The 18,455-nt window shown below is 71.2% G+C and carries 19 protein-coding genes and 1 tRNA gene; 5 read left to right on the top strand and 15 right to left on the bottom strand.

What is annotated here, in order from left to right; translation table 11 throughout:
- Positions 1-25 precede the first annotated feature (25 nt).
- Positions 26-1,054 (top strand): methyltransferase, encoded by a 1,029-nt coding sequence (locus ABZ865_RS18835; protein ID WP_361231313.1) that lies wholly within the window; start codon positions 26-28, stop codon positions 1,052-1,054.
- 117 nt (positions 1,055-1,171) lie between these two features.
- Here the strand turns inward: ABZ865_RS18835 and ABZ865_RS18830 are convergent, their stop codons facing one another.
- Genes ABZ865_RS18830 through ABZ865_RS18800 form a run of 7 tightly spaced genes read right to left on the bottom strand, consistent with a single transcriptional unit; the run spans position 1,172 to position 6,399 of the window.
- Positions 1,172-1,495, bottom strand: coding sequence for a TcmI family type II polyketide cyclase (locus tag ABZ865_RS18830; RefSeq protein WP_361231311.1), 324 nt, complete (start codon positions 1,493-1,495; stop codon positions 1,172-1,174).
- A 31-nt stretch (positions 1,496-1,526) separates the two neighbouring features.
- The gene (locus tag ABZ865_RS18825; RefSeq protein WP_361231309.1) at positions 1,527-2,006 is read right to left on the bottom strand and encodes an SRPBCC family protein; all 480 of its coding nucleotides are present in this window, start codon (positions 2,004-2,006) and stop codon (positions 1,527-1,529) included.
- 1 nt (position 2,007) lies between these two features.
- Entirely contained in the window at positions 2,008-2,262 is a 255-nt protein-coding gene (locus ABZ865_RS18820; protein WP_361231307.1) for a phosphopantetheine-binding protein, read from the bottom strand.
- On the bottom strand, positions 2,259-3,524 hold the full coding sequence (locus ABZ865_RS18815; protein WP_361231305.1) for a beta-ketoacyl synthase N-terminal-like domain-containing protein: 1,266 nt from the start codon (positions 3,522-3,524) through the stop codon (positions 2,259-2,261). Before ABZ865_RS18815 ends, ABZ865_RS18820 begins: the two co-directional genes overlap by 4 nt.
- 7 nt (positions 3,525-3,531) lie before the next feature.
- Complete coding sequence (locus ABZ865_RS18810) at positions 3,532-4,791, bottom strand: beta-ketoacyl-[acyl-carrier-protein] synthase family protein (RefSeq protein WP_361231303.1); 1,260 nt, start codon at positions 4,789-4,791, stop codon at positions 3,532-3,534.
- The gene (locus ABZ865_RS18805) at positions 4,788-5,258 is read right to left on the bottom strand and encodes a cupin domain-containing protein (RefSeq protein WP_361231301.1); all 471 of its coding nucleotides are present in this window, start codon (positions 5,256-5,258) and stop codon (positions 4,788-4,790) included. The genes ABZ865_RS18810 and ABZ865_RS18805 overlap by 4 nt, the downstream gene beginning before the upstream one ends.
- 58 nt (positions 5,259-5,316) lie before the next feature.
- Positions 5,317-6,399: a SchA/CurD-like domain-containing protein gene (locus ABZ865_RS18800; RefSeq protein ID WP_361231299.1), complete on the bottom strand. Its 1,083-nt coding sequence runs from the start codon at positions 6,397-6,399 to the stop codon at positions 5,317-5,319.
- 199 nt (positions 6,400-6,598) lie between these two features.
- Between ABZ865_RS18800 and ABZ865_RS18795 the strand changes: the two genes are divergently transcribed.
- Positions 6,599-8,248, top strand: a complete 1,650-nt coding sequence (locus ABZ865_RS18795; protein ID WP_361231297.1) for an FAD-dependent monooxygenase — start codon at positions 6,599-6,601, stop codon at positions 8,246-8,248.
- A gap of 57 nt (positions 8,249-8,305) precedes the next feature.
- Here ABZ865_RS18795 and ABZ865_RS18790 read toward each other — a convergent pair.
- A tRNA-Thr gene (locus ABZ865_RS18790) sits at positions 8,306-8,379 on the bottom strand.
- 218 nt (positions 8,380-8,597) lie between these two features.
- On the opposite strand from ABZ865_RS18790, the gene ugpC reads away from it, so the two are divergent.
- The 3 genes from ugpC to ABZ865_RS18775 all read left to right on the top strand — a co-directional run bounded on the left by ugpC (position 8,598) and on the right by ABZ865_RS18775 (position 11,203).
- Positions 8,598-9,737: a sn-glycerol-3-phosphate ABC transporter ATP-binding protein UgpC gene (gene ugpC, locus ABZ865_RS18785; protein ID WP_361231295.1), complete on the top strand. Its 1,140-nt coding sequence runs from the start codon at positions 8,598-8,600 to the stop codon at positions 9,735-9,737.
- Between the two features lie 188 nt (positions 9,738-9,925).
- Entirely contained in the window at positions 9,926-10,387 is a 462-nt protein-coding gene (locus tag ABZ865_RS18780; protein WP_361231293.1) for a hypothetical protein, read from the top strand.
- 84 nt (positions 10,388-10,471) lie between these two features.
- On the top strand, positions 10,472-11,203 hold the full coding sequence (locus ABZ865_RS18775) for a nucleotidyltransferase family protein (protein ID WP_361231291.1): 732 nt from the start codon (positions 10,472-10,474) through the stop codon (positions 11,201-11,203).
- Between the two features lie 65 nt (positions 11,204-11,268).
- Here ABZ865_RS18775 and ABZ865_RS18770 read toward each other — a convergent pair whose 3' ends face one another.
- The 7 genes from ABZ865_RS18770 to ABZ865_RS18740 form a co-directional block, all read right to left on the bottom strand.
- Complete coding sequence (locus tag ABZ865_RS18770; protein WP_361231289.1) at positions 11,269-13,035, bottom strand: DoxX family protein; 1,767 nt, start codon at positions 13,033-13,035, stop codon at positions 11,269-11,271.
- 128 nt (positions 13,036-13,163) lie between these two features.
- Positions 13,164-14,105, bottom strand: coding sequence for a 23S rRNA (guanosine(2251)-2'-O)-methyltransferase RlmB (gene rlmB, locus ABZ865_RS18765; RefSeq protein ID WP_361231287.1), 942 nt, complete (start codon positions 14,103-14,105; stop codon positions 13,164-13,166).
- Positions 14,106-14,240: 135 nt separating this feature from the next.
- Positions 14,241-15,644 (bottom strand): cysteine--tRNA ligase, encoded by a 1,404-nt coding sequence (gene cysS / locus ABZ865_RS18760; RefSeq protein WP_361231284.1) that lies wholly within the window; start codon positions 15,642-15,644, stop codon positions 14,241-14,243.
- A gap of 70 nt (positions 15,645-15,714) precedes the next feature.
- Entirely contained in the window at positions 15,715-16,119 is a 405-nt protein-coding gene (locus ABZ865_RS18755; RefSeq protein ID WP_361231282.1) for a PPOX class F420-dependent oxidoreductase, read from the bottom strand.
- A 50-nt stretch (positions 16,120-16,169) separates the two neighbouring features.
- Entirely contained in the window at positions 16,170-16,670 is a 501-nt protein-coding gene (gene ispF, locus ABZ865_RS18750; RefSeq protein ID WP_361231280.1) for a 2-C-methyl-D-erythritol 2,4-cyclodiphosphate synthase, read from the bottom strand.
- Entirely contained in the window at positions 16,660-17,448 is a 789-nt protein-coding gene (gene ispD, locus ABZ865_RS18745; protein WP_361231278.1) for a 2-C-methyl-D-erythritol 4-phosphate cytidylyltransferase, read from the bottom strand. Before ispD ends, ispF begins: the two co-directional genes overlap by 11 nt.
- Before the next feature lie 465 nt (positions 17,449-17,913).
- Positions 17,914-18,396 carry a CarD family transcriptional regulator gene (locus ABZ865_RS18740; RefSeq protein ID WP_003953493.1) on the bottom strand — a complete coding sequence of 161 codons (483 nt, stop codon included), beginning with the start codon at positions 18,394-18,396 and terminating at the stop codon, positions 17,914-17,916.
- Positions 18,397-18,455 lie beyond the last annotated feature (59 nt).

Here is an 18,455-nt window from a genome sequence, read left to right as displayed (position 1 = left end):
GCCGAAGAACGAGAAAGGGCGGCAGATGACGACCGCTGAAACAGCCCCACCGCCCCCGATGCGGCTCCGCGAGCTGGTGTTCGGGGCGGCCTGCGCCGCCGCCGTCCGGGCCGCCGCCCGGCTCGGCGTCGCCGACGCCCTCGACAACGAGCCGATGGCCGTCGAGAAGCTCGCGGCCGCGGTGAAGACCGAATCCAAGCCGCTGCGCCGGCTGCTGCGGGCCCTGTCCTGCTACGGCGTCTTCGCCGAGCGGCCCGACGGCACCTTCGCGCACACCGAGATGTCCCGGCTGCTGCGCGAGGACGACCCGAACAGCCTGCGCGCGATCGCCCTGTGGTGCACCGAGCCCTGGACCTGGGACGCCTGGCCGAAGCTCGACGAGGCCGTCCGCACCGGCCACAACGTCGTGGAGGACCTCTACGGCAAGGAGTTCTTCGCCTACCTCAACGAGGACGCCCCGGAGTCCGCAGACGTCTTCAACCGCGCCATGACCCGCTCCAGCGAGCAGTCGGCCCGGGAGGTCGCGGCTCTGCTCGACCTGTCCGGCGCCCGGTCCGTCGCGGACGTCGGCGGCGGCCAGGGCCACGTGGTGGCCTGCCTGCTGGACAAGTACCCGGCGATGCGCGGCAGCCTGCTAGACCTGCCCCGGGTCGTGGAGAACGCCCTGCCGAGGCTGCGCGAGGGCGGCGACCTGGCCGACCGCACCAGGATCGTCCCCGGCGACATCCGCGCCGCCGTCCCCGTCGAGGCCGATGTCTACGTCATCAAGAACATCCTCGAATGGGACGACGAGAGCACGGCCAGGACCCTCGGCAACGTCGTCCGGGCCGGCGGCCCCGGCACCCGGGTCATCGTCATCGAGAACCTCGTCGACGACACCCCCTCGATGCGCTTCAGCACCGCCATGGACCTGCTGCTGCTCCTCAACGTCGGCGGCGCCAAGCACACCACCGACAGCATGCGCAGCCGACTGACCGCGGCGGGCCTCGTCGTGGACGACGTCAGCCCGGTCAACCCCTACCTGCACGCCTTCGACTGCCACGTCCCCGCCTGACCTGCCCGACCCCGGGCGCGCGGAACAGGCGCGCAGAACAGGCACACAGAACACCGGCCGCCGGGCCCGCGACGCTGCGGGCCCGGCGGCCGGTGGCCGTCCGGAGTGCCGTACGGCTCAGTCGCGCTCCCACACGTAGAAGCGCTGCGCCATCGCGTCCTTCGGCGACCTCCAGGTCTCCGGGTCGTACGCGCTGACGTACGCCGACAGGCGCTCGCTGATGTCCCGGAACTCGGGGTGGCCGGCCACCTTGGCGATGGCCGGGCCCGGGTCGCTCTCCGACTCGACGAGGTGCATGTACACATCGCCGAACTGGAAGAGGCTGCGGCGGCGCACCCCGACCAGGTGCGGCAGTTCGCCCCGGTCCGAGTCCGCGAAGATCTTCGCGATGTGCTGAGCCGATCCCGGTTCCATCCGGGCGACGATCAGTGCCTGGTGCATGGACTTCGTCCTCTCCCGCCGCGGGCCGGCGTCAGTCGGCCAGGGCCGGTGCGGGCCGGTGTCCGGCGGCGGCCTTCTCGATCTTGTCCCGGATGAGCGCCATCTGGATCTTGGAGTTCCGGTTGATGTTGTCGGTCATCCAGTCGTCGTCGACCGGGGCGTCCGGCTTCATCGCGAAGTCCTGCGTCCACACCATCCGGGTGCCGGCGGGCACCTCCTCGTACGCCCAGTGGATGTCCATGTGGGCGAAGGGACCCGTCTCCACCCGGCGGGCCTTCACGGTGTGCGTGGCCGGGTCGGGCTCGCGCTCCGAGACCCAGCTCCACACCGTGCCGTTCTCGTCCGGGTGCATGGTCAGCCGGAACGTCGTCTTGCGGCCCTCCTGGGAGAGGACCTCGACGGACGCGTACTCGCTGAACAGCCGCGGCCAGTTCTCCAGGTCGTTGGTCATGTCCCAGACCAGGTCGAGCGGAGCGGCGATGGTGATCTCGTTCTGGGTGTGTCCTGCCATGTCAGGCTCCTGCCATCAGAGTGGTGTTGACGAGGTCGAGGAACTGACGGGGCGTCTTGCAGCGCTCCGCGTCGGGCGGCATCGGCGTGCCGTGCCGGTTCTCCAGCTCCCCCACGATGCCGAGCAGGCCGAGCGAGTCGAGCCCGAGCGCCTCGAACGCGGTCTCGGGCAGCTCCAGCACCTCGGGGGAGACGGTGACGCCGGCGGCCTTCTTCATCAGCCCGGCCAGCTCTTCGACGGTGATCTGGGCGGTCATGTGCTTTCTCCTTTGCTGTTCGCCTGTGCGGCGCCGTGCCGCAGCACCAGCGCCGAGTTCGACCCCATGAGTCCCCGGCTGAGGACCAGCGCCGTACGCACCTCGGCGACCCGGGCCCGTCCGGTCACGAGGTCGAGGTCGTGGCAGACGTCGAAGACGTTCGGCGTCGGCGGGATCAGCCCGTGCTCCATCGCGAGCACCGCGGCCGCGCTGTCCAGCACCGGCGCCGCGCAGTAGCCCCGGCCGATCCCCGTCTTCGGCGCCGTCACCGGCACCCGGGACCCGTGCGCGCCGAGGGCGTCCACGAGCGCCAACGCCTCGGCCCGGTCCGCCTCCGGCACCCCGAGGGCGTCGGCGAAGACGACGTCGACCTCCTCCGGAGCACAGCCCGCCTCCGCCAGCGCCCCCCTGATCGCCTGCGCCAGCCCCTCCCGGGACTCCGCCCAGCGGGAGGCGCCGGTGAAGGTCGCCGCATGACCGGCGACGAACGCCCGGGTCTCGACCCCGCGCTCACGAGCGGACCGCTCCGCCTCCACCACGAGCATCGCCCCGCCCTCGGCGGGCACGAACCCGCACGCCGCCTCGGTGAACGGACGGTAGGCGCGGGACGGATCCGGCTCCGTGCTCAGCTCCTCGTACCCGAGCTGGCACACCATCGAGTACGGCGCCAGCGGCGCCTCGGTCGACCCGGCCACGATCGCGTCCGTGCCCCGGTGCACCGCCCGCGCGGCATGCGCGACCGCGTCCAGGCCACCGGCCTCGTCGGAGGCGACGACCGAACACGGGCCCTTGAAACCGCGGCGGATGGAGATCTGACCCGTGCTCGCCGCGTAGAACCAGGCGATGGACTGGTACGGCCCGACGAACCGGCTCCCCTTGCCCCACAGCTGCTGCAGCTCCCGCTGGCCGAACTCGCCACCACCGGAACCGGCGGCCGTGACCACCCCGATGGAGAACGGGTCCTCCGAGGTGTCGGCCTGCCCCAGCCGGGCGTCCGCCAGCGCGAGGTCCGCCGCCGCCATGCCGAAGTGCGTGAACCGGTCCGTCTGCACCAGGAACCGCTCCTCGACCGCCGTCGGATCGAACGAGCGGACCTCGCCGGCCACCTTCAGCGGCAGGTGGTCACAACCCTCCCGGGTGACCCGGTCGAGCACACTGAGCCCCTCCTGGGTGGCCTTCCAGAAGGTGTCCGTGCTGGTGCCGTTGGGTGCGACCACACCGATACCGGTGATGGCCGCGCGCCGTTCATGCGGTGCGCTCATCGAGTCCTCACTCCCTCGGACGGGTCAGGATCACCGCGGACTGGAAACCGCCGAACCCACTGCCCACCGACAGCACGCCGGACAGCTTCCGCTCCCGGGCCACGCGCGGGACGTAGTCCAGGTCGCACTCCGGGTCGGGCGTCTCGTAGTTGGCGGTCGGCGGTATCGCCTGCTCGGCCATCGCCAGCACACAGGCCACCACCTCGATCGCCCCGATCGCCCCCAGCGAGTGCCCCACCATCGACTTGATGGAGCTCATCGGGGTGTCGTAGGCGTGGGGCCCCAGCGCCCGCTTCACGGCCGCCGTCTCATGACGGTCGTTCTGCCGGGTGCCCGAGCCGTGCGCGTTCACGTAGTCGATCGCCGTCGGGTCGAGCCGGGCCTGGTCCAGGGCCGTCTCGATCGCACGGGCCATCTCCAGCCCCTCACTGGTCAGACCCGTCATGTGGTACGCGTTGCCGAACGTGGCGTAGCCGCTCAGCTCGCAGTACACCCGCGCGCCCCGGGCCCGGGCGTGCTCCAGCTCCTCCAGGACGAGCACCGCTCCGCCCTCGCCCATGACGAACCCGTCACGGTTGTTGTCGAAGGGCCGCGAGGCGTGCGCGGGATCGTCGTTGTTCGGAGACGTCGCCTTGATCGCGTCGAAGCAGGCCATGGTGATCGGGGATATCGGGGAGTCCGAGGCACCCGCGATGCATATGTCCGCACGGCCCTCCTGCACGGTGTGGAAGGCGTACCCCACCGCGTCCAGACCCGAGGTGCAGCCCGTGGACACGGTCTGCACCGGACCGCGCGCACCGAACCGCTCCGCCACCGACGACGCCACCGTGCTCGGCGAGAACGCCCGGTGCAGCTGCGGCTCCGCCCGCTGGTGGTCCACGTCCCAGCGCTCACCACCATGGCTGACCAGGACGTAGTCGTGCTCCAGCCGGGTCGTGCCGCCGACGGCGGTACCCACCGACACCCCGACCCGCCACGGGTTCTCCCGCGACAGCTCCAGGCCCGAGTCCCGCACCGCCTCGTCGCCGGCCACCAGGGCGAACTGGATGTACCGGTCCGCCCGCTCCACCTGCTCCGCGTCCAGACCGTACGCCGCCGGATCGAAATCGCACTCGGCGGCGATCCGCGACCGCAGCCCCGAGGGGTCGAAGAACGTGATGCCCCGCGTCGCCGTCCTGCCCCCCGCCAGCAGATCCCAGAACGCCGCTGCACCGATCCCGCCCGGGGCCACGATGCCTATGCCCGTGACCGCCACGCGCCGGGTCATGACCGCACCTGATCCCGCTCGGCCGCGCGAGCCGCACCCGCCGACGCCGGCTCGGTCACCACGGCCGCGGCCCCGATGACCTCCGTCTCCTCGGTGTCCACATGGCCCAGCTGCGGACGTGGGGCCAGCGGACCCAGGTGGAAGACGATCCGCGCCTCCACCTTGCCGACATTGCGGAAGCGGTGCCGCATGTGCGCCGGGATCATCAGACCCTGCTCCGGCCGCAGCGAAGTCGGCTCGCCGTCCAGGTCCACCTCCAACTGCCCGCAGACGACGTACACGAACTCCTCGGAGTACGGGTGGTAGTGCTCACCGATGCGGTCGCCGGGCTGCACGATGGCCACGCCCATGAAGCCGCTGGTGGCACCCACCGTCGTCGGCGTCAGCATGGCGCGCAGATCGCCGCCGCGCCGCGTGTTGGGCTCGATCTCGCTGAGGTCCACGATTTTCGGACGGGATTTGATCACAACTTCCTCCGTAGGGTGTGCCGCCTCGGCGCTTGCCGGGGAAGACCCGCTCACCGGGTCAGACCTCGGGCGAGCGGCGGTCGGTGACGAGATCCATCCGGGCCGCCTCACCGGCGAGCAGCTGCCGCAGCTCGGCCGCCGTCCCGGCGTCCCGCGGCAGGGCGTCGACGTCCGTACCGCGCACATCGACCAGCCGCACCACCACGTCGTCGCGCTGGAAGACCGTGCTGCGCAGCACCGCGCTCGCCGGGTCCTCCGCCGCCGCCTGGTCGTGCTGGGAGAGCAGCTCGGCCAGCCGCATCCCCTGACCGGGCCGCGCCGGGTAGCACAGCGCCAGCCGCGCCCCCTCCGGCTGCGCGTCCGCGCTCACGTGATGCACGGCCGGCAGCGCCGCCCGGGTGAAGAACACCCGCGCCGACTCCGGGTCGTCCAGATCACGGTCCTGCTCCAGATACGGGTTGAGGGCCTCCTCCGCCGCCCGCACCCCCGGCTGCCGGGCCACGTGGCGCAGCGCCGCCAGCAGGTCACCGCGCACCTCGATGGCGCGCACCACCCGGTTGCCGTGCATGAACAGCGAGGTCCGGCACAGCCGCGTGGTGTCGTCGACCCGGGCCTCGGGCGAGGCGTAGTTCGCGAGGATCGACTTGACCTTCTCCTCACTGCCCGGCTTCACCGTGAACGTCAGCGCGTGCCGGATCATCCCGTCGCCGATGCGCGGGTGCGCCTGCAGCCGGCGCTGCCCGGACCTCGCCGCGGCCGAGGCCTGCCCGGTCTCCCGCACGATGTGGAACCGCAGCGAGCGGGTGTCCCGGACGCAGCTGTGCAGCGGCTCCACCATCCGCACGTGCTCCTCGCTGTTCACCCAGGTGAGGAACGGCGGAGCACTCTCCCACTCACTCGTGATCAGCCACTGGGACGGATTCTCGATCGACTGGCACAGCTGGTCGCTGACATGCCCGGGCACCTTCGCGACCTGGTTGCACAGCTGCTCGTACGCCTCCAGGAACTGCTGCTGGGCACCGTCGTACACGTCAACCAGAAGGACGACCCGCAGCGGCGAGCCGTCGAACACGGACTGGGAGACACGCTTCGACACCTCGCGGGTCAGCGTTTCTGAGGGACGTTCAGACGTCGTGGTCATCCTGCACACATCTCCTTCGCGGGACAGAGCCGGTGCCGGCCGCGATGTGGCGACGGCAGCGTTCCTTGATCCTGTGCCGGTCCCCACAAGCCCGCGACTCGTATGAACCACGCGGGTGATTGGGCACGCGGAGCCACCGTGGGCGGGCATGAAGAGTCACAGGCGCCCCGCAGGCGCACCCCAGTCACTGGAGGCTTCGATGCATCAAAAAGCCGACCACCGGGTCCCCGTCCTCATCGTGGGCGGCTCACTGGTGGGCCTGTCCATGTCCGTGTTCCTGGGCCGACTCGGTGTCCGGCACTTGCTCGTCGAGCGCCACTCCGGCACCTCGATCCACCCCCGCGGACGCGGCAACAACGTCCGCACCATGGAGCTGTTCCGCGTGGCCGGCATCGAGCCGGACATCCACGCCGCCGCCTCACTCCTCGCCGACAACCACGGCATCCTCCAGACGCCGACCCTTGTGGGTGACGCCGGCGAATGGCTCTTCAAGCACATCGACCCGGGCGGCGGCATCGCGAAGTTCAGCCCCACCGGCTGGTGCCTGTGCAGCCAGAACGACCTCGAACCCGTCCTCCTCGACAGCGCCCGCGAACTCGGCGGCGACCTCCGCTACTTCCACCAGATGGAGTCCTTCGAACAGGACGCCGACGGAGTGACGGCGGTGATCCTCGACCGCAAGACCGAGGAGCGCTACACCGTCCGCGCCGACTACCTGGTCGCCGCCGACGGCCCCCGCAGCCCCGTCCGCCACGCCCTCGGCATCGGCCAGAGCGGCCCCGGCGACCTGTTCGCCAACGTCAGCGTCACGTTCAGGTCGGCAATGCTGGCCGACGTCGTCGGCGACCGCCGCTTCATCTGCTGCTACCTCACCCACCCGGACGCCGACGGCGCCCTCCTCCCCGTCGACAACAAGGAACGCTGGGTCTTCCACGCCCCCTGGCACCCCGAGCGCGGCGAGAGCCTGGAGGAGTTCACCGAGGAACGCCTCCAGCGCCACATCCGCGGCGCCGTCGGCGTCCCCGACCTCGACGTGAAAATCACCGGCATGGCCTCATGGCGCGCCGCCGAACGCGTCGCCGACCACTACTCCTGCGGGCGCGTCTTCCTCGCCGGCGACTCCGCCCACGAGATGTCCCCCACCGGCGCCTTCGGCTCCAACACCGGCATCCAGGACGCCCACAACCTCGCCTGGAAACTCGCCGCCGTCCTCGACGGCTGGGCCGGCCCCGGCCTCCTCGACACCTACGACGCCGAGCGCCGCCCGGTCGCCGTCGCCACCAGCGCCCGCGCCTCGGCCCGCTCCGTCGAGCACAGCCACCCCGGCTTCGCCCCCGCCCCCGGCGTCGGCGGCGCCAAACGCGGCGGCATCCTCAACATCGTCCTCGGCTACCAGTACCCCCACGGCGCCGTCCTCGGCTCCGATCCCGACCAGCCGGTCGTCCCCGACGCGCTGTCCCTCACCGGCCGCCCCGGCACCCGCGCCCCCCACCTCTGGCTGCGGCGCGACGGCAAGCGCATCTCCACCCTCGACCTGTACGAACGCTCCCTCGTCCTCCTCACCGACTCCCCCGACGACGCCGGCTGGTACGACGCCGCCCGCCGCATCGCCGACACGGACGGCATCCGCCTGGACGCCTACCGCATCGGCCCGAGCGCGGACGCGGACCTGCGCTACGACACCGAGGACACCGAGGACACCGACTGGGCCCAGCTCCACGGCACCACCGCCGACGGCGCGGTCCTGATCCGCCCGGACGGCTTCATCGCCTGGCGCACCCCAGGCCCCGCCCCCGACCCGGAAGGCGCCCTGCGAGAAGTCCTGGCCTCCCTGCTGCGCACCCCCTGACCTGCCCAAACGACAAAGGCCACCCGCACTGGACAGTGCGGGCGGCCTTCTGCGCGGAGCCCCCTGTCGGATTCGAACCGACGACCTTCGCTTTACAAGAGCGGCGCTCTGACCAGCTGAGCTAAGGAGGCGCGCACGCGCGCGTGCCGCGTACGTGCCTGTGCAGTGTACCCAGGTCCCAGCGCGGCCCCGGCGAAAATTTCTGCGAAGTTCACCGGGGTTCGGATGCTGACAGAGGGGCTGAACGGAAGGTAGCGTCCTGACCTGGTTCGCTCGTGCGGACTACACCAACCACCTTCCACAACGGATCGTCCGGCACGTTCCTGCCGGTAGAAGGGGGCCCTTCACCATGGCCACTGTCACGTTCGACAAGGCGACCCGGATCTACCCGGGTTCCACCAAGCCCGCCGTCGACGCGCTCGACATCGCGATCGAGGACGGCGAGTTCCTCGTCCTGGTCGGCCCGTCGGGTTGCGGAAAGTCCACCTCGCTGCGGATGCTCGCGGGCCTGGAGGACGTCAACGCCGGCGCCATCCGCATCGGTGACCGCGACGTCACGCACCTGCCGCCCAAGGACCGGGACATCGCCATGGTGTTCCAGAACTACGCGCTCTACCCGCACATGACGGTCGCCGACAACATGGGCTTCGCGCTCAAGATCGCCGGCGTCAACAAGGCGGAGATCCGGCAGAAGGTCGAGGAGGCCGCGAAGATCCTCGACCTCACCGAGTACCTCGACCGCAAGCCGAAGGCCCTCTCCGGTGGTCAGCGCCAGCGTGTCGCCATGGGCCGCGCGATCGTCCGCGAGCCCCAGGTCTTCCTCATGGACGAGCCGCTGTCCAACCTGGACGCCAAGCTCCGCGTGTCCACCCGTACGCAGATCGCCTCGCTGCAGCGCCGTCTCGGCATCACCACCGTCTACGTCACCCACGACCAGGTCGAGGCCATGACCATGGGCGACCGTGTGGCCGTGCTCAAGGACGGCATCCTCCAGCAGGTCGACTCGCCGCGGAACATGTACGACAAGCCCGCGAACCTCTTCGTCGCCGGCTTCATCGGCTCCCCGGCCATGAACCTGGTCGAGGTCCCGATCACCGACGGCGGTGTGAAGTTCGGCAACAGCGTGGTGCCGGTCAACCGGGACGCGCTGTCGGCAGCCGCCGACAAGGGCGACCGCACGGTCACCGTCGGTGTCCGCCCCGAGCACTTCGACGTGGTCGAGCTGGGCGGCGGCGCCGCCGCGTCCTCCCTGTCCAAGGACGCCGCGGACGCGCCGGCCGGTCTCGCCGTCTCCGTGAACGTCGTCGAGGAGCTGGGCGCCGACGGTTACGTCTACGGCACCGCCGAGGTCGGCGGCGAGCTCAAGGACCTGGTCGTCCGCGTCAACGGCCGCCAGGTGCCGGAGAAGGGCTCCACCCTGCACGTCGTGCCGCGGCCGGGCGAGACCCACGTGTTCTCGACCTCCACGGGCGAGCGCCTCTCCGACTGAGCGAAGGGCTCCCTCCCGGGTTCCCCCCAGGGCTCCCTCACGGGCTGACGAGAAGGGCCCCGCGGCTGATCGCCGCGGGGCCCTTTCCGCTGCCGGGTCAACCCCTTACCCAGAAAGAGGCCCTCATTCATCCCCCATTAGGGTGACTAAATGTCGCCAAATCATTACCGGGCGCTACCCTCACACGCGTGAAGCACTCCACCACCTCTCAGACGCGACTCGGCCATCGGGGCGGCCCTGCCCGCCGGATCGGCCGCACTCTCGCCCTCGTCCTGCCCGTCTTCCTGGTGCTCTCCGGAACCCTCGCGGTCACCCGGGTCAACTGGACGGGGAGCTCCGCCGGCTCGGTGCTCACCGCCTCGGACGTCTCCTCGGCGGAGATTCCCGCCGGGCCGGTCGCCCGCGCCCCGCAGGACGTGCTCCGCGACCAGCTGATGTCCGAGCTGCAGGACAAGAACCCGGGCGTGGTCCTCACCCACCTCCAGCAGGCCGTCAACGGCCACCCCGCGCTGGCGAAGCACTGCTCCTCCATCGCCCGCGCCCTGGGCAGGGCGGCGGTGCGCATCTACGGCGCCTCGCGCGCCCAGTCGTACGCCCGCCCGGTCTGTGACACCGCCTTCGCCTCCGGCGTGCTGGCCGCGCACAGCTGACAGCGGTTCGGAAGTGGGTAACGGCTCCTTAAGGAGTCCGTTGCCGCCGGAGTTCCGGCAGGGGCGCCACGTACAGTTCGGAGCATGACCCATCCGAGCGCCGCGTTGCGCCCCACTCAAGCCGTCGTCCTGGCCGGTGGCCAGGGCTCACGGCTGCGTCCTTACACCGACGACCGGCCCAAGCCCATGGTCGAGATCCCCGGCACGGGCACTCCGATCATCGGCCACCAGCTGACCTGGCTCGCCGAGGAAGGTGTGACGGACGTGGTGGTCTCCTGCGGCCACCTCGCCGAGGTCCTGCAGAAGTGGCTGGACTCGGCCGACCTGCCGCTGTCCGTCACCACCGTCGTGGAGACGGAGCCCCTGGGCCGCGGCGGCGGCCTCAAGTACGCCGCCGCGCATCTCCCCCACCCCGACCGGGCCTGGTACGCCACCAACGGCGACATCTGGACCCGCTTCTCCCTGCGGGACATGGCCGACTTCCACACCGAGCGGGATGCCGTGGCGACCTTGGCGCTGGCCCGTCCGCGCATTCCGTGGGGTGCGGTGCAGACCGACGGGTTCGGGCACATCACCGACTTCATCGAGGCCCCGCCGTCGACCTTCGAGATCAACGCCGGTGTGTACGTGTTCTCGCCCGAGTTCGCCGACATGCTCCCCGAGCGGGGGGATCACGAGCGGACCACGTTTCCCCGGCTGGCCCGGGAGCGGAGGCTCGCGGGTTTCCCCATTCCCCAGGGGGCCTATTGGCGGGCCATCGACACGGCGAAGGATCTGACCGAGGCGGCCAAGGAACTGGCGGCCCTGGGACGGTAGCCGTACGTCACGTCAGAAGGGGCCCCGTACCTGCCGGTACGGGGCCCCTTGTTTTTCTTGTTCTGTCAGCCCAGCAGCCCCCCCACCAGGCCCGGTTGGCCGGAGGAGGAAGAGCCGCCGGAGCTGCTCGTGCCGCCGGAGGAGGAGGGACCGCCCGTCGACGTGCCGCCGGCGCTGGTCGGGCCCGCGCTGGTGCTGGGGGCGCCGCCGGTGGGGGCGGACTGGCGGGGCGGGGCCTGGCCGGTGGTGCCCTGGGTCTGGGTGGGCGTCGTCGTGGTGGTGCCGGCGCTGGTGCGGCCGGCCCCCGGGGCCGTCGCCGCGCCGGACGGGCTCGCGCCGGCCGTCGCGCCGCCCGTCGGCGCCGTGGAGGCCGACGGGGTGCTCTTGTGCCGGCGGGCGGGGTCCTGCGGGAGCGGGGAGCCGGGGAGGTTGTTGCGGGGGGCGTCGCCGGGACCGGGGACGACCACGCGGCTGGAGTCGCGTACGGCGCCGCCGAGCAGGGAGCCGATGAGGAGGGTGAGGCCGACGGTGACGAACGTGATCAGCGCGCCTCGGCGCAGGACGTAGCGGCGCAGTTCCCAGATGTCGGCGCGGGGGCCGAGGTTGCGCCAGGCGCTGCCCGCGAGGCGGCCGTCGACGGAGTAGACGGGGGCGCCGGCGATGATCAGCGGGGACCAGGCGGCGAGGTAGATGATGTCGGGGGCGTCGTAGGCGGGGACCGTCTTCCAGCTGACGGTGACGATCAGGGCGGCGGAGAGCAGGGCGCCGACGACGGCGCCGACGCGCTGCCAGCAGCCGAGGATGGTCAGGACGCCGACGACGACCTGGAGGAAGGCGATGACCAGGCCGGAGCCGACGGGGTGGTGCAGGGCGAACTGACGCAGCGGCTCGGCGACTTCCCAGGGGTGCAGGGTGTTGAGCCACTTCACCATGGAGCCGCGTTCGCCGCCGTCGAAGTAGACGGGGTCGCAGAGCTTGCCCATGCCGGCGTAGATGGAGATGAAGCCGAGGAAGATGCGCAGGGGCAGCAGGACGACGCCGAGGTTCATGCGGCGGCCGGGGTAGTAGGCGTGCCGCGCGGGGTCGTCGCCGCCGTGCCGGGCGGTGCGCTCGCCGGTCGGGTCGGCGGCGAGTTCGTCGTCGTCGAACTCGTCGTCGCCGTAGGGCGGTTGGCCGTACGCGGAGTCGTCGTAGCCCGCGTCGTCGTAGCCGGGGTCCGCGTACGCGGGGTCGTCGTAGGCGCTGCCGACCGTGCGCATGTGCGGCAGCAGGCGGGTGCCGGCGTCGGGGGCGCTGCGCTGGTGGCCGACGACGGGGGTCTCGGCGATCCGGTCGAACTGGTCGTAGGTCTCGCCGTATCCGGTCTCGCCGTATCCCGACTCGTCGTACCCCGTCTCGCCGTACCCGGGCCCGACGCGGGGGAGGACCTGGGTGGCGCCGGCCTCGGTGGCGGGGTCGTCGGCGTAGCGGACGCTACTGCCCCGCACGGCCTGGAGCAGCCGGTGGGCGCCGGTGTCGTCCGGGGCCGACCTGCCGCTCCAGACGACGGGGCGGCGGCGGCCGGTGGCGGCGCCGGCCCGGTCCGCCGTGCCCACGACCGGCACGCGGGCGGTGTCCTGGCCGGCGCTCGGATACCGGGCGATCCGCTGGGATTGGGCGCGCCTCGTCGTCGCGCCCAGCTGCACGCGGAAGCTGGCGTGATTGACGATGACCTGCGCCGGATCGCTCGGCACCTTCACCATGCTCAGCGCGGGAGCGTCGTCGAGCCCGGACTGGAAACCCGACGAGCGGTCCCCCGTGGGTGTGCGGGGTGTTCTGGTGTCCACACTCATCTAACCGAGTGACATGGAGTTAGGACACTGCTCCGAACGGCCGGATGTGTCCGGACCGCGTCAAAGTCGCCCTGAACGCCGGTTGGACTCCGGAATTACCGCGTATGGGCGAGGTTCCGGACGCGTGTTCAGGAACGTCGGCGCGCCGCCTCGTACAGCACGATGCCCGCCGCCACACCGGCGTTCAACGACTCCGCGCCACCCGGCATCGGGATCCGCACCCGGAAGTCGCAGGTCTCGCCGACCAGGCGGGACAGGCCCTTGCCCTCGCTGCCGACCACGATGACGACCGGACCCCCCAGGGCCTCCAGCTCGCCGAGTTCGACCTCGCCGTCGGCGGCCAGGCCGACGACCGTGATGCCGGCCTTCTTGTAGGCCTCCAGCGTCCGGGTCAGGTTGGTGGCGCGGGCGACCGGGGTGCGGGCGGCCGTACCGGCGGAGGTCTTCCAGGCGCCGGCGGTCATGCCGGCCGAGCGGCGCTCGGGGACGACGACGCCGTGGCCGCCGAAGGCGGAGACGGAGCGGACGACCGCGCCGAGGTTGCGCGGGTCGGTGACGCCGTCGAGGGCGACGATGAGGGGGTCCGCGGCCTCGTCGTAGGCGGCCTCGGTGAGGTCCTCGGGGTGCGCGTACTCGTACGGCGGGACCTGCAGGACCAGGCCCTGGTGGTTGAGGCCGTTCGTCATGCGGTCCAGCTCGGGGCGCGGGGCCTCCATGAGGTTGATGCCGCCGCGCTCGGCGGCGAGCTGGAGGGCCTCGCGGACGCGCTCGTCGTTGTCGATGAACTGCTGCACGTAGAGGGTGTTCGCGGGCACGCCCTCGCGCAGCGCCTCGATTACCGGGTTACGGCCGACGACCAGCTCGGAGGAGGACTTGCCGGCGCCCCGGCGCTGCTGCGGGCGGCCCTGCGCGCGGCGGGCCTTGGCGGCCGCGGCGCGCTGCTTGGCGTGGCCCTTGCGCATCTCGGCGGGCGGGGTCGGCCCCTTGCCCTCCAGGCCCCGGCGCCGCTGGCCACCGCTGCCGACCTGCGCGCCCTTCTTGCCGGACATGCGACGGTTGTTCGCGGCCATGAGTTACTCGTCTCCGTTGAGCTTCGTACGTACGTCTTATGCAGTGTGCCGCCCGGGGGGCCGGGCGGCACAGTCGATCAAGCAGTCGATCAAGCAGCGGATCAGGCAGTCGATCGAGCAGTCGATCAGGTGCGGCTAGCGGGCGCCGAGGCTCCAGCGGGGGCCCTGCGGGCTGTCCTCGATGACGAGGCCGGCCTGTCCCAGCTGGTCGCGGATGGCGTCGGCGGTGGCCCAGTCCTTGCGGGCGCGGGCGGACTCGCGCTGGTCGAGAACGAGGCGGACGAGGCTGTCGACCACGCCGTGCAGCTCTTCGCCACGGCTCGCGTCCTCGCCGGCCCAGTGCGGGTCGAGCGGGTCGAGGCCGAGGACGCCGAGCATGGCCCGTACCTCGGCGAGGCGGGCGACGGCGGCGTCCTTGTCGTCGGCGGCCAGCGCGCTGTTGCCCTGCCGGACGGTGGTGTGCACGACGGCGAGGGCACCCGGGACGCCCAGGTCGTCGTCCATCGCCTCGGCGAAGGCGGGCGGGACCTCGGCGGCCGGCTCGACCACTCCCCCGGCCTTCTCCACCACGCGCTGCACGAAGCCCTCGATCCGCGCGAACGCCGACTCGGCCTCGCGCAGCGACTCCTCGCTGTACTCGATCATCGAGCGGTAGTGCGGGGTGCCCAGGTAGTAACGGAGCACGATGGGCCGCCACTGCTTGACCATCTCGCTGACCAGCACGCTGTTGCCCAGCGACTTGGACATCTTGTCGCCGGCCATGGTGACCCAGGCATTGTGCACCCAGTACCGGGCGAACTCGTCGCCGTAGGCCTTGGCCTGGGCGATCTCGTTCTCGTGGTGAGGGAAGATCAGGTCGAGGCCGCCGCCGTGGATGTCGAAGGCGGTGCCCAGGTACTTGTGGGCCATCGCCGAGCACTCCAGGTGCCAGCCGGGCCGGCCCGGTCCCCAGGGGGTCGGCCAGGTCGGCTCGCCGGGCTTGGCCGCCTTCCACATGGCGAAGTCCCGCAGGTCCCGCTTGCCGGTCTCGCCCGCGCCGGACGGCTGCTGCAGGTTGTCCAGCTCCTGCCGGGACAGCTCCAGGTAGCCCGGGAAGGACCGCACGTCGAAGTAGACGTTGCCGTCCGCCTCGTAGGCGTGGCCGCGCTCGATGAGGCCCTGCATCATCTCGACCATCTCGGTGATGTGGCCGGTGGCGCGGGGTTCGTAGGTCGGCGGGAGGCAGCCGAGGGCCTGGTAGCCGTCGTTGAAGGCGCGCTCGTTCTCGTAGCCGATGGACCACCAGGGGCGGTTCTGCTCGCCGGCCTTGGTGATGATCTTGTCGTCGATGTCGGTCACGTTGCGGATGAACGTGACGTCATAGCCGCGGTACTCGAACCAGCGGCGCATGATGTCGAAGTTCAGACCCGAGCGGATGTGCCCGATGTGCGGTGCCGCCTGCACGGTGGCGCCACACAGGTAGATCGAGACACAGCCCGGCTTGACCGGGGTGAAGTCACGGATCTGCCGGGCGCTGGTGTCGTACAGGCGAATAGTCACGACACCAGGGTAGTGGGCCCGGAGTGATGCCTCGTGCCGCTTGCCTCACATCGTCCCGATGCCGTTTGCCTCACATCATCCCGACGACCTTCTCGGGCGTGATCCGCACGATCACACGATCGGCGTCCTGAGCGGAAGCCGGATTGAACTCCGCGTACTTCTTGCCGGTGTACTTCATCGACAGTTCGTCGATGAAGTCCTCGGCGCCCTGGGTGGTCAATTCCGCGGTGCCCCGGATCTCGCCGTACGTGTACGGATTCTCGGGATCCTGGACGACGACGCTCACCCGGGGGTCGCGGTCGAGGTTCTTCTTCTTGCGGCGGTCGACGGTCGTGGAGAACAGGAGCTGGTTCCCGTCCCGTTTCACCCACACCGGGGACAGCTGCGGGCTGCCGTCCGGCTGGATCGTGCCGACCACGATGAAGACGGGGGTGTCGAGCAGGGATTTGAGCCGGTCGGTGAGGACGGCGGGCATAGGGGTACCTCCTCGGTCACAGGTGACTCTGCAGGCACCCTCGCACGCCCTCAGCCCACCCGCACCACGAGCGCCGTGGCCACCGCCATCAGCCCTTCCCCGCGGCCGGGGAAGCCGAGGCCGTCGGTCGTGGCGCCCGATACGGACACCGGGGCGCCGGCCGCCTCGGAGAGGATCTTCTGGGCCTCGTCGCGCCGCTTGCCGATCTTGGGGCGGGGCCCGACGACCTGCACCGCGACGTTGCCGATCCGGAAGCCCGCCTCGCGGACGATGCGGGCCGCCTCCGTCAGCAGGGTGACGCCGGACGCGCCGGACCACTCGGGGCGCCCGGTGCCGAAGTGCTGCCCGAGGTCGCCGAGGCCCGCCGCGGAGAAGAGCGCGTTGCAGGCGGCGTGCGCGACGACGTCGGCGTCGGAGTGCCCGGCCAGGCCCGGTCCCTCGCCCTCCCACTTCAGGCCGGCGCACCACAGCTCGCGGCCCTCTTCGAAGGCGTGGATGTCCGTGCCGATGCCGACCTGGGGAAGCAGCGGAAGCTGCTGCTCAGAAGCCATCGTTGAGCCTCCTGCGGGCCAGGACCGCCTCGGCGAGGACGAGGTCGAGGGGGCGGGTGACCTTGAAGGCCTCCTCGTGGCCGGGAACGGTCACCACCGTCAGGCCGAGCTGCTCGACCATGCTCGCGTCGTCGGTGACGTTGTCGGTGACGGTCTCGTGGGCGCGGACCAGGGTCTCCCGGTCGAAGCCCTGGGGCGTCTGCACGGCGCGCAGCCGGGCCCGCTCGGGCGTGGCGAGGACCGGCTCGGGGTCGCCGGGGACGGCCGCGGGCTCGACCTCCTTGACGGTGTCGGCGAGCGGCAGCGCGGGAACCACGGCGGGGGCGCCGTCGCGTACGGCCTCGATGACCGCGTCGACCGTGTCGACGGGGACGAGCGGGCGGGCCGCGTCGTGGACGAGGACGATGCCGTACTCGGGCGGCAGGGCGTCGAGGCCGAGCTTGACCGATTCCTGGCGGCTGTCCCCGCCGGGGACGACCAGGAAGTCGGTGCGCTCGGGCAGCGCGTGCGCGTCGAGCAGGGACTTGACCTCGGCGGCGCCGTCGGGCGGGGCGACGACGATCACCAGGGAGACATGGCGGGACGCGGCCAGGGCGTGGACCGCGTGGATCAGCATGGGCGTGCCGCTCAGCGCGCGGAGCGCCTTGGGGGCGCCCGGGCCGAGGCGTACGCCCCGGCCGGCGGCCGGGATCACGGCTGCGACACGGCTGTCCGGGCGGGACGGCGACCCGGCCTCCGGACGGGCCGGTGCGGGTGAAGGGCGCGAATCGTCAGACATCGGTTCCTGTCAAGGTTTGTGTGCTCGGCCTGGGTGGGTATGGCCTGGAGGAGTGCCGGGCGCGACGCCTTGACCGGACCCTTCCGTGACCCTGGTCGAGCCATCTGCCCGGGCCCGGCACACCAAGTATCGGGGGGCTTCCTCCGAGGTGTACGGCAGGCGTGGGGACGGCCCGTCGCGGGTGATCCGAATCCGGCCATTCAGGCCTCGGATCCGGCCGGAGTCGCTCCGGAGCCGCTCCAAAGTCTGCCGGGACTGCTCGGGACTTCCGCTGAGGACCGCGCTGCCGGGCCGCGCCGCCGGACTTCGCTGCGGGAATTCGCTGCCGGCAGGCCGCATTACCGGCATCGCCGGGGACGAACATGCCGCAGCGCCCGGCGACAGAGTCAGTGTCATCGGGCACCGCGGCATGTGCACTGTGCTGAGTGTGCTTCGCTGCAAGCAGGGGATGCTGCCTGCCAGGCGTCAGGAGGCGAGAACCTCGTCGAGCAGCGCCTCGGCCTTGTCCTCGTTCGTGTTCTCCGCGAGCGCGAGCTCGCTCACCAGGATCTGGCGGGCCTTGGCGAGCATGCGCTTCTCACCGGCGGAGAGACCGCGCTCGCGCTCACGACGCCACAGGTCACGCACGACTTCCGCGACCTTGATGACGTCGCCGGAGGCGAGCTTCTCCAGGTTTGCCTTGTAGCGACGCGACCAGTTCGTGGGCTCCTCGGCGTACGGCGCACGCAGCACCTCGAAGACCCGGTCCAGCCCGTCTTGACCGACCACATCACGCACGCCGACGAACTCCGCATTGTCCGCTGGCACACGCACCGTCAGGTCACCCTGGGCGACCTTCAGCACCAAGTAGGTCTTGTCCACGCCTTTGATCTGGCGAGTTTCGATGGCCTCGATCAGCGCGGCCCCGTGATGGGGATAGACCACGGTGTCGCCAACCTTGAACGTCATGTGACAGGTACCCCTTCCGTGGCTATCCAGGGTAACACGGATACGGCGTCTTCTGAATG

Source organism: Streptomyces sp. NPDC047085 (assembly GCF_040643735.1).
GTDB lineage: Bacteria > Actinomycetota > Actinomycetes > Streptomycetales > Streptomycetaceae > Streptomyces.
This window is presented reverse-complemented; position numbering and strand designations above follow the sequence as displayed.

Coding starts and splice junctions, on each gene's coding strand:
- ABZ865_RS18835 (WP_361231313.1), top strand. CDS start 26: ATGACGACCGCTGAAACAGCCCCACCGCCCCCGATGCGGCTCCGCGAG.
- ABZ865_RS18830 (WP_361231311.1), bottom strand. CDS start 1,495: ATGCACCAGGCACTGATCGTCGCCCGGATGGAACCGGGATCGGCTCAG.
- ABZ865_RS18825 (WP_361231309.1), bottom strand. CDS start 2,006: ATGGCAGGACACACCCAGAACGAGATCACCATCGCCGCTCCGCTCGAC.
- ABZ865_RS18820 (WP_361231307.1), bottom strand. CDS start 2,262: ATGACCGCCCAGATCACCGTCGAAGAGCTGGCCGGGCTGATGAAGAAG.
- ABZ865_RS18815 (WP_361231305.1), bottom strand. CDS start 3,524: ATGAGCGCACCGCATGAACGGCGCGCGGCCATCACCGGTATCGGTGTG.
- ABZ865_RS18810 (WP_361231303.1), bottom strand. CDS start 4,791: ATGACCCGGCGCGTGGCGGTCACGGGCATAGGCATCGTGGCCCCGGGC.
- ABZ865_RS18800 (WP_361231299.1), bottom strand. CDS start 6,399: ATGACCACGACGTCTGAACGTCCCTCAGAAACGCTGACCCGCGAGGTG.
- ABZ865_RS18795 (WP_361231297.1), top strand. CDS start 6,599: ATGCATCAAAAAGCCGACCACCGGGTCCCCGTCCTCATCGTGGGCGGC.
- ugpC (WP_361231295.1), top strand. CDS start 8,598: ATGGCCACTGTCACGTTCGACAAGGCGACCCGGATCTACCCGGGTTCC.
- ABZ865_RS18775 (WP_361231291.1), top strand. CDS start 10,472: ATGACCCATCCGAGCGCCGCGTTGCGCCCCACTCAAGCCGTCGTCCTG.
- ABZ865_RS18770 (WP_361231289.1), bottom strand. CDS start 13,035: ATGAGTGTGGACACCAGAACACCCCGCACACCCACGGGGGACCGCTCG.
- rlmB (WP_361231287.1), bottom strand. CDS start 14,105: ATGGCCGCGAACAACCGTCGCATGTCCGGCAAGAAGGGCGCGCAGGTC.
- ABZ865_RS18755 (WP_361231282.1), bottom strand. CDS start 16,119: ATGCCCGCCGTCCTCACCGACCGGCTCAAATCCCTGCTCGACACCCCC.
- ispF (WP_361231280.1), bottom strand. CDS start 16,670: ATGGCTTCTGAGCAGCAGCTTCCGCTGCTTCCCCAGGTCGGCATCGGC.
- ispD (WP_361231278.1), bottom strand. CDS start 17,448: ATGTCTGACGATTCGCGCCCTTCACCCGCACCGGCCCGTCCGGAGGCC.
- ABZ865_RS18740 (WP_003953493.1), bottom strand. CDS start 18,396: ATGACGTTCAAGGTTGGCGACACCGTGGTCTATCCCCATCACGGGGCC.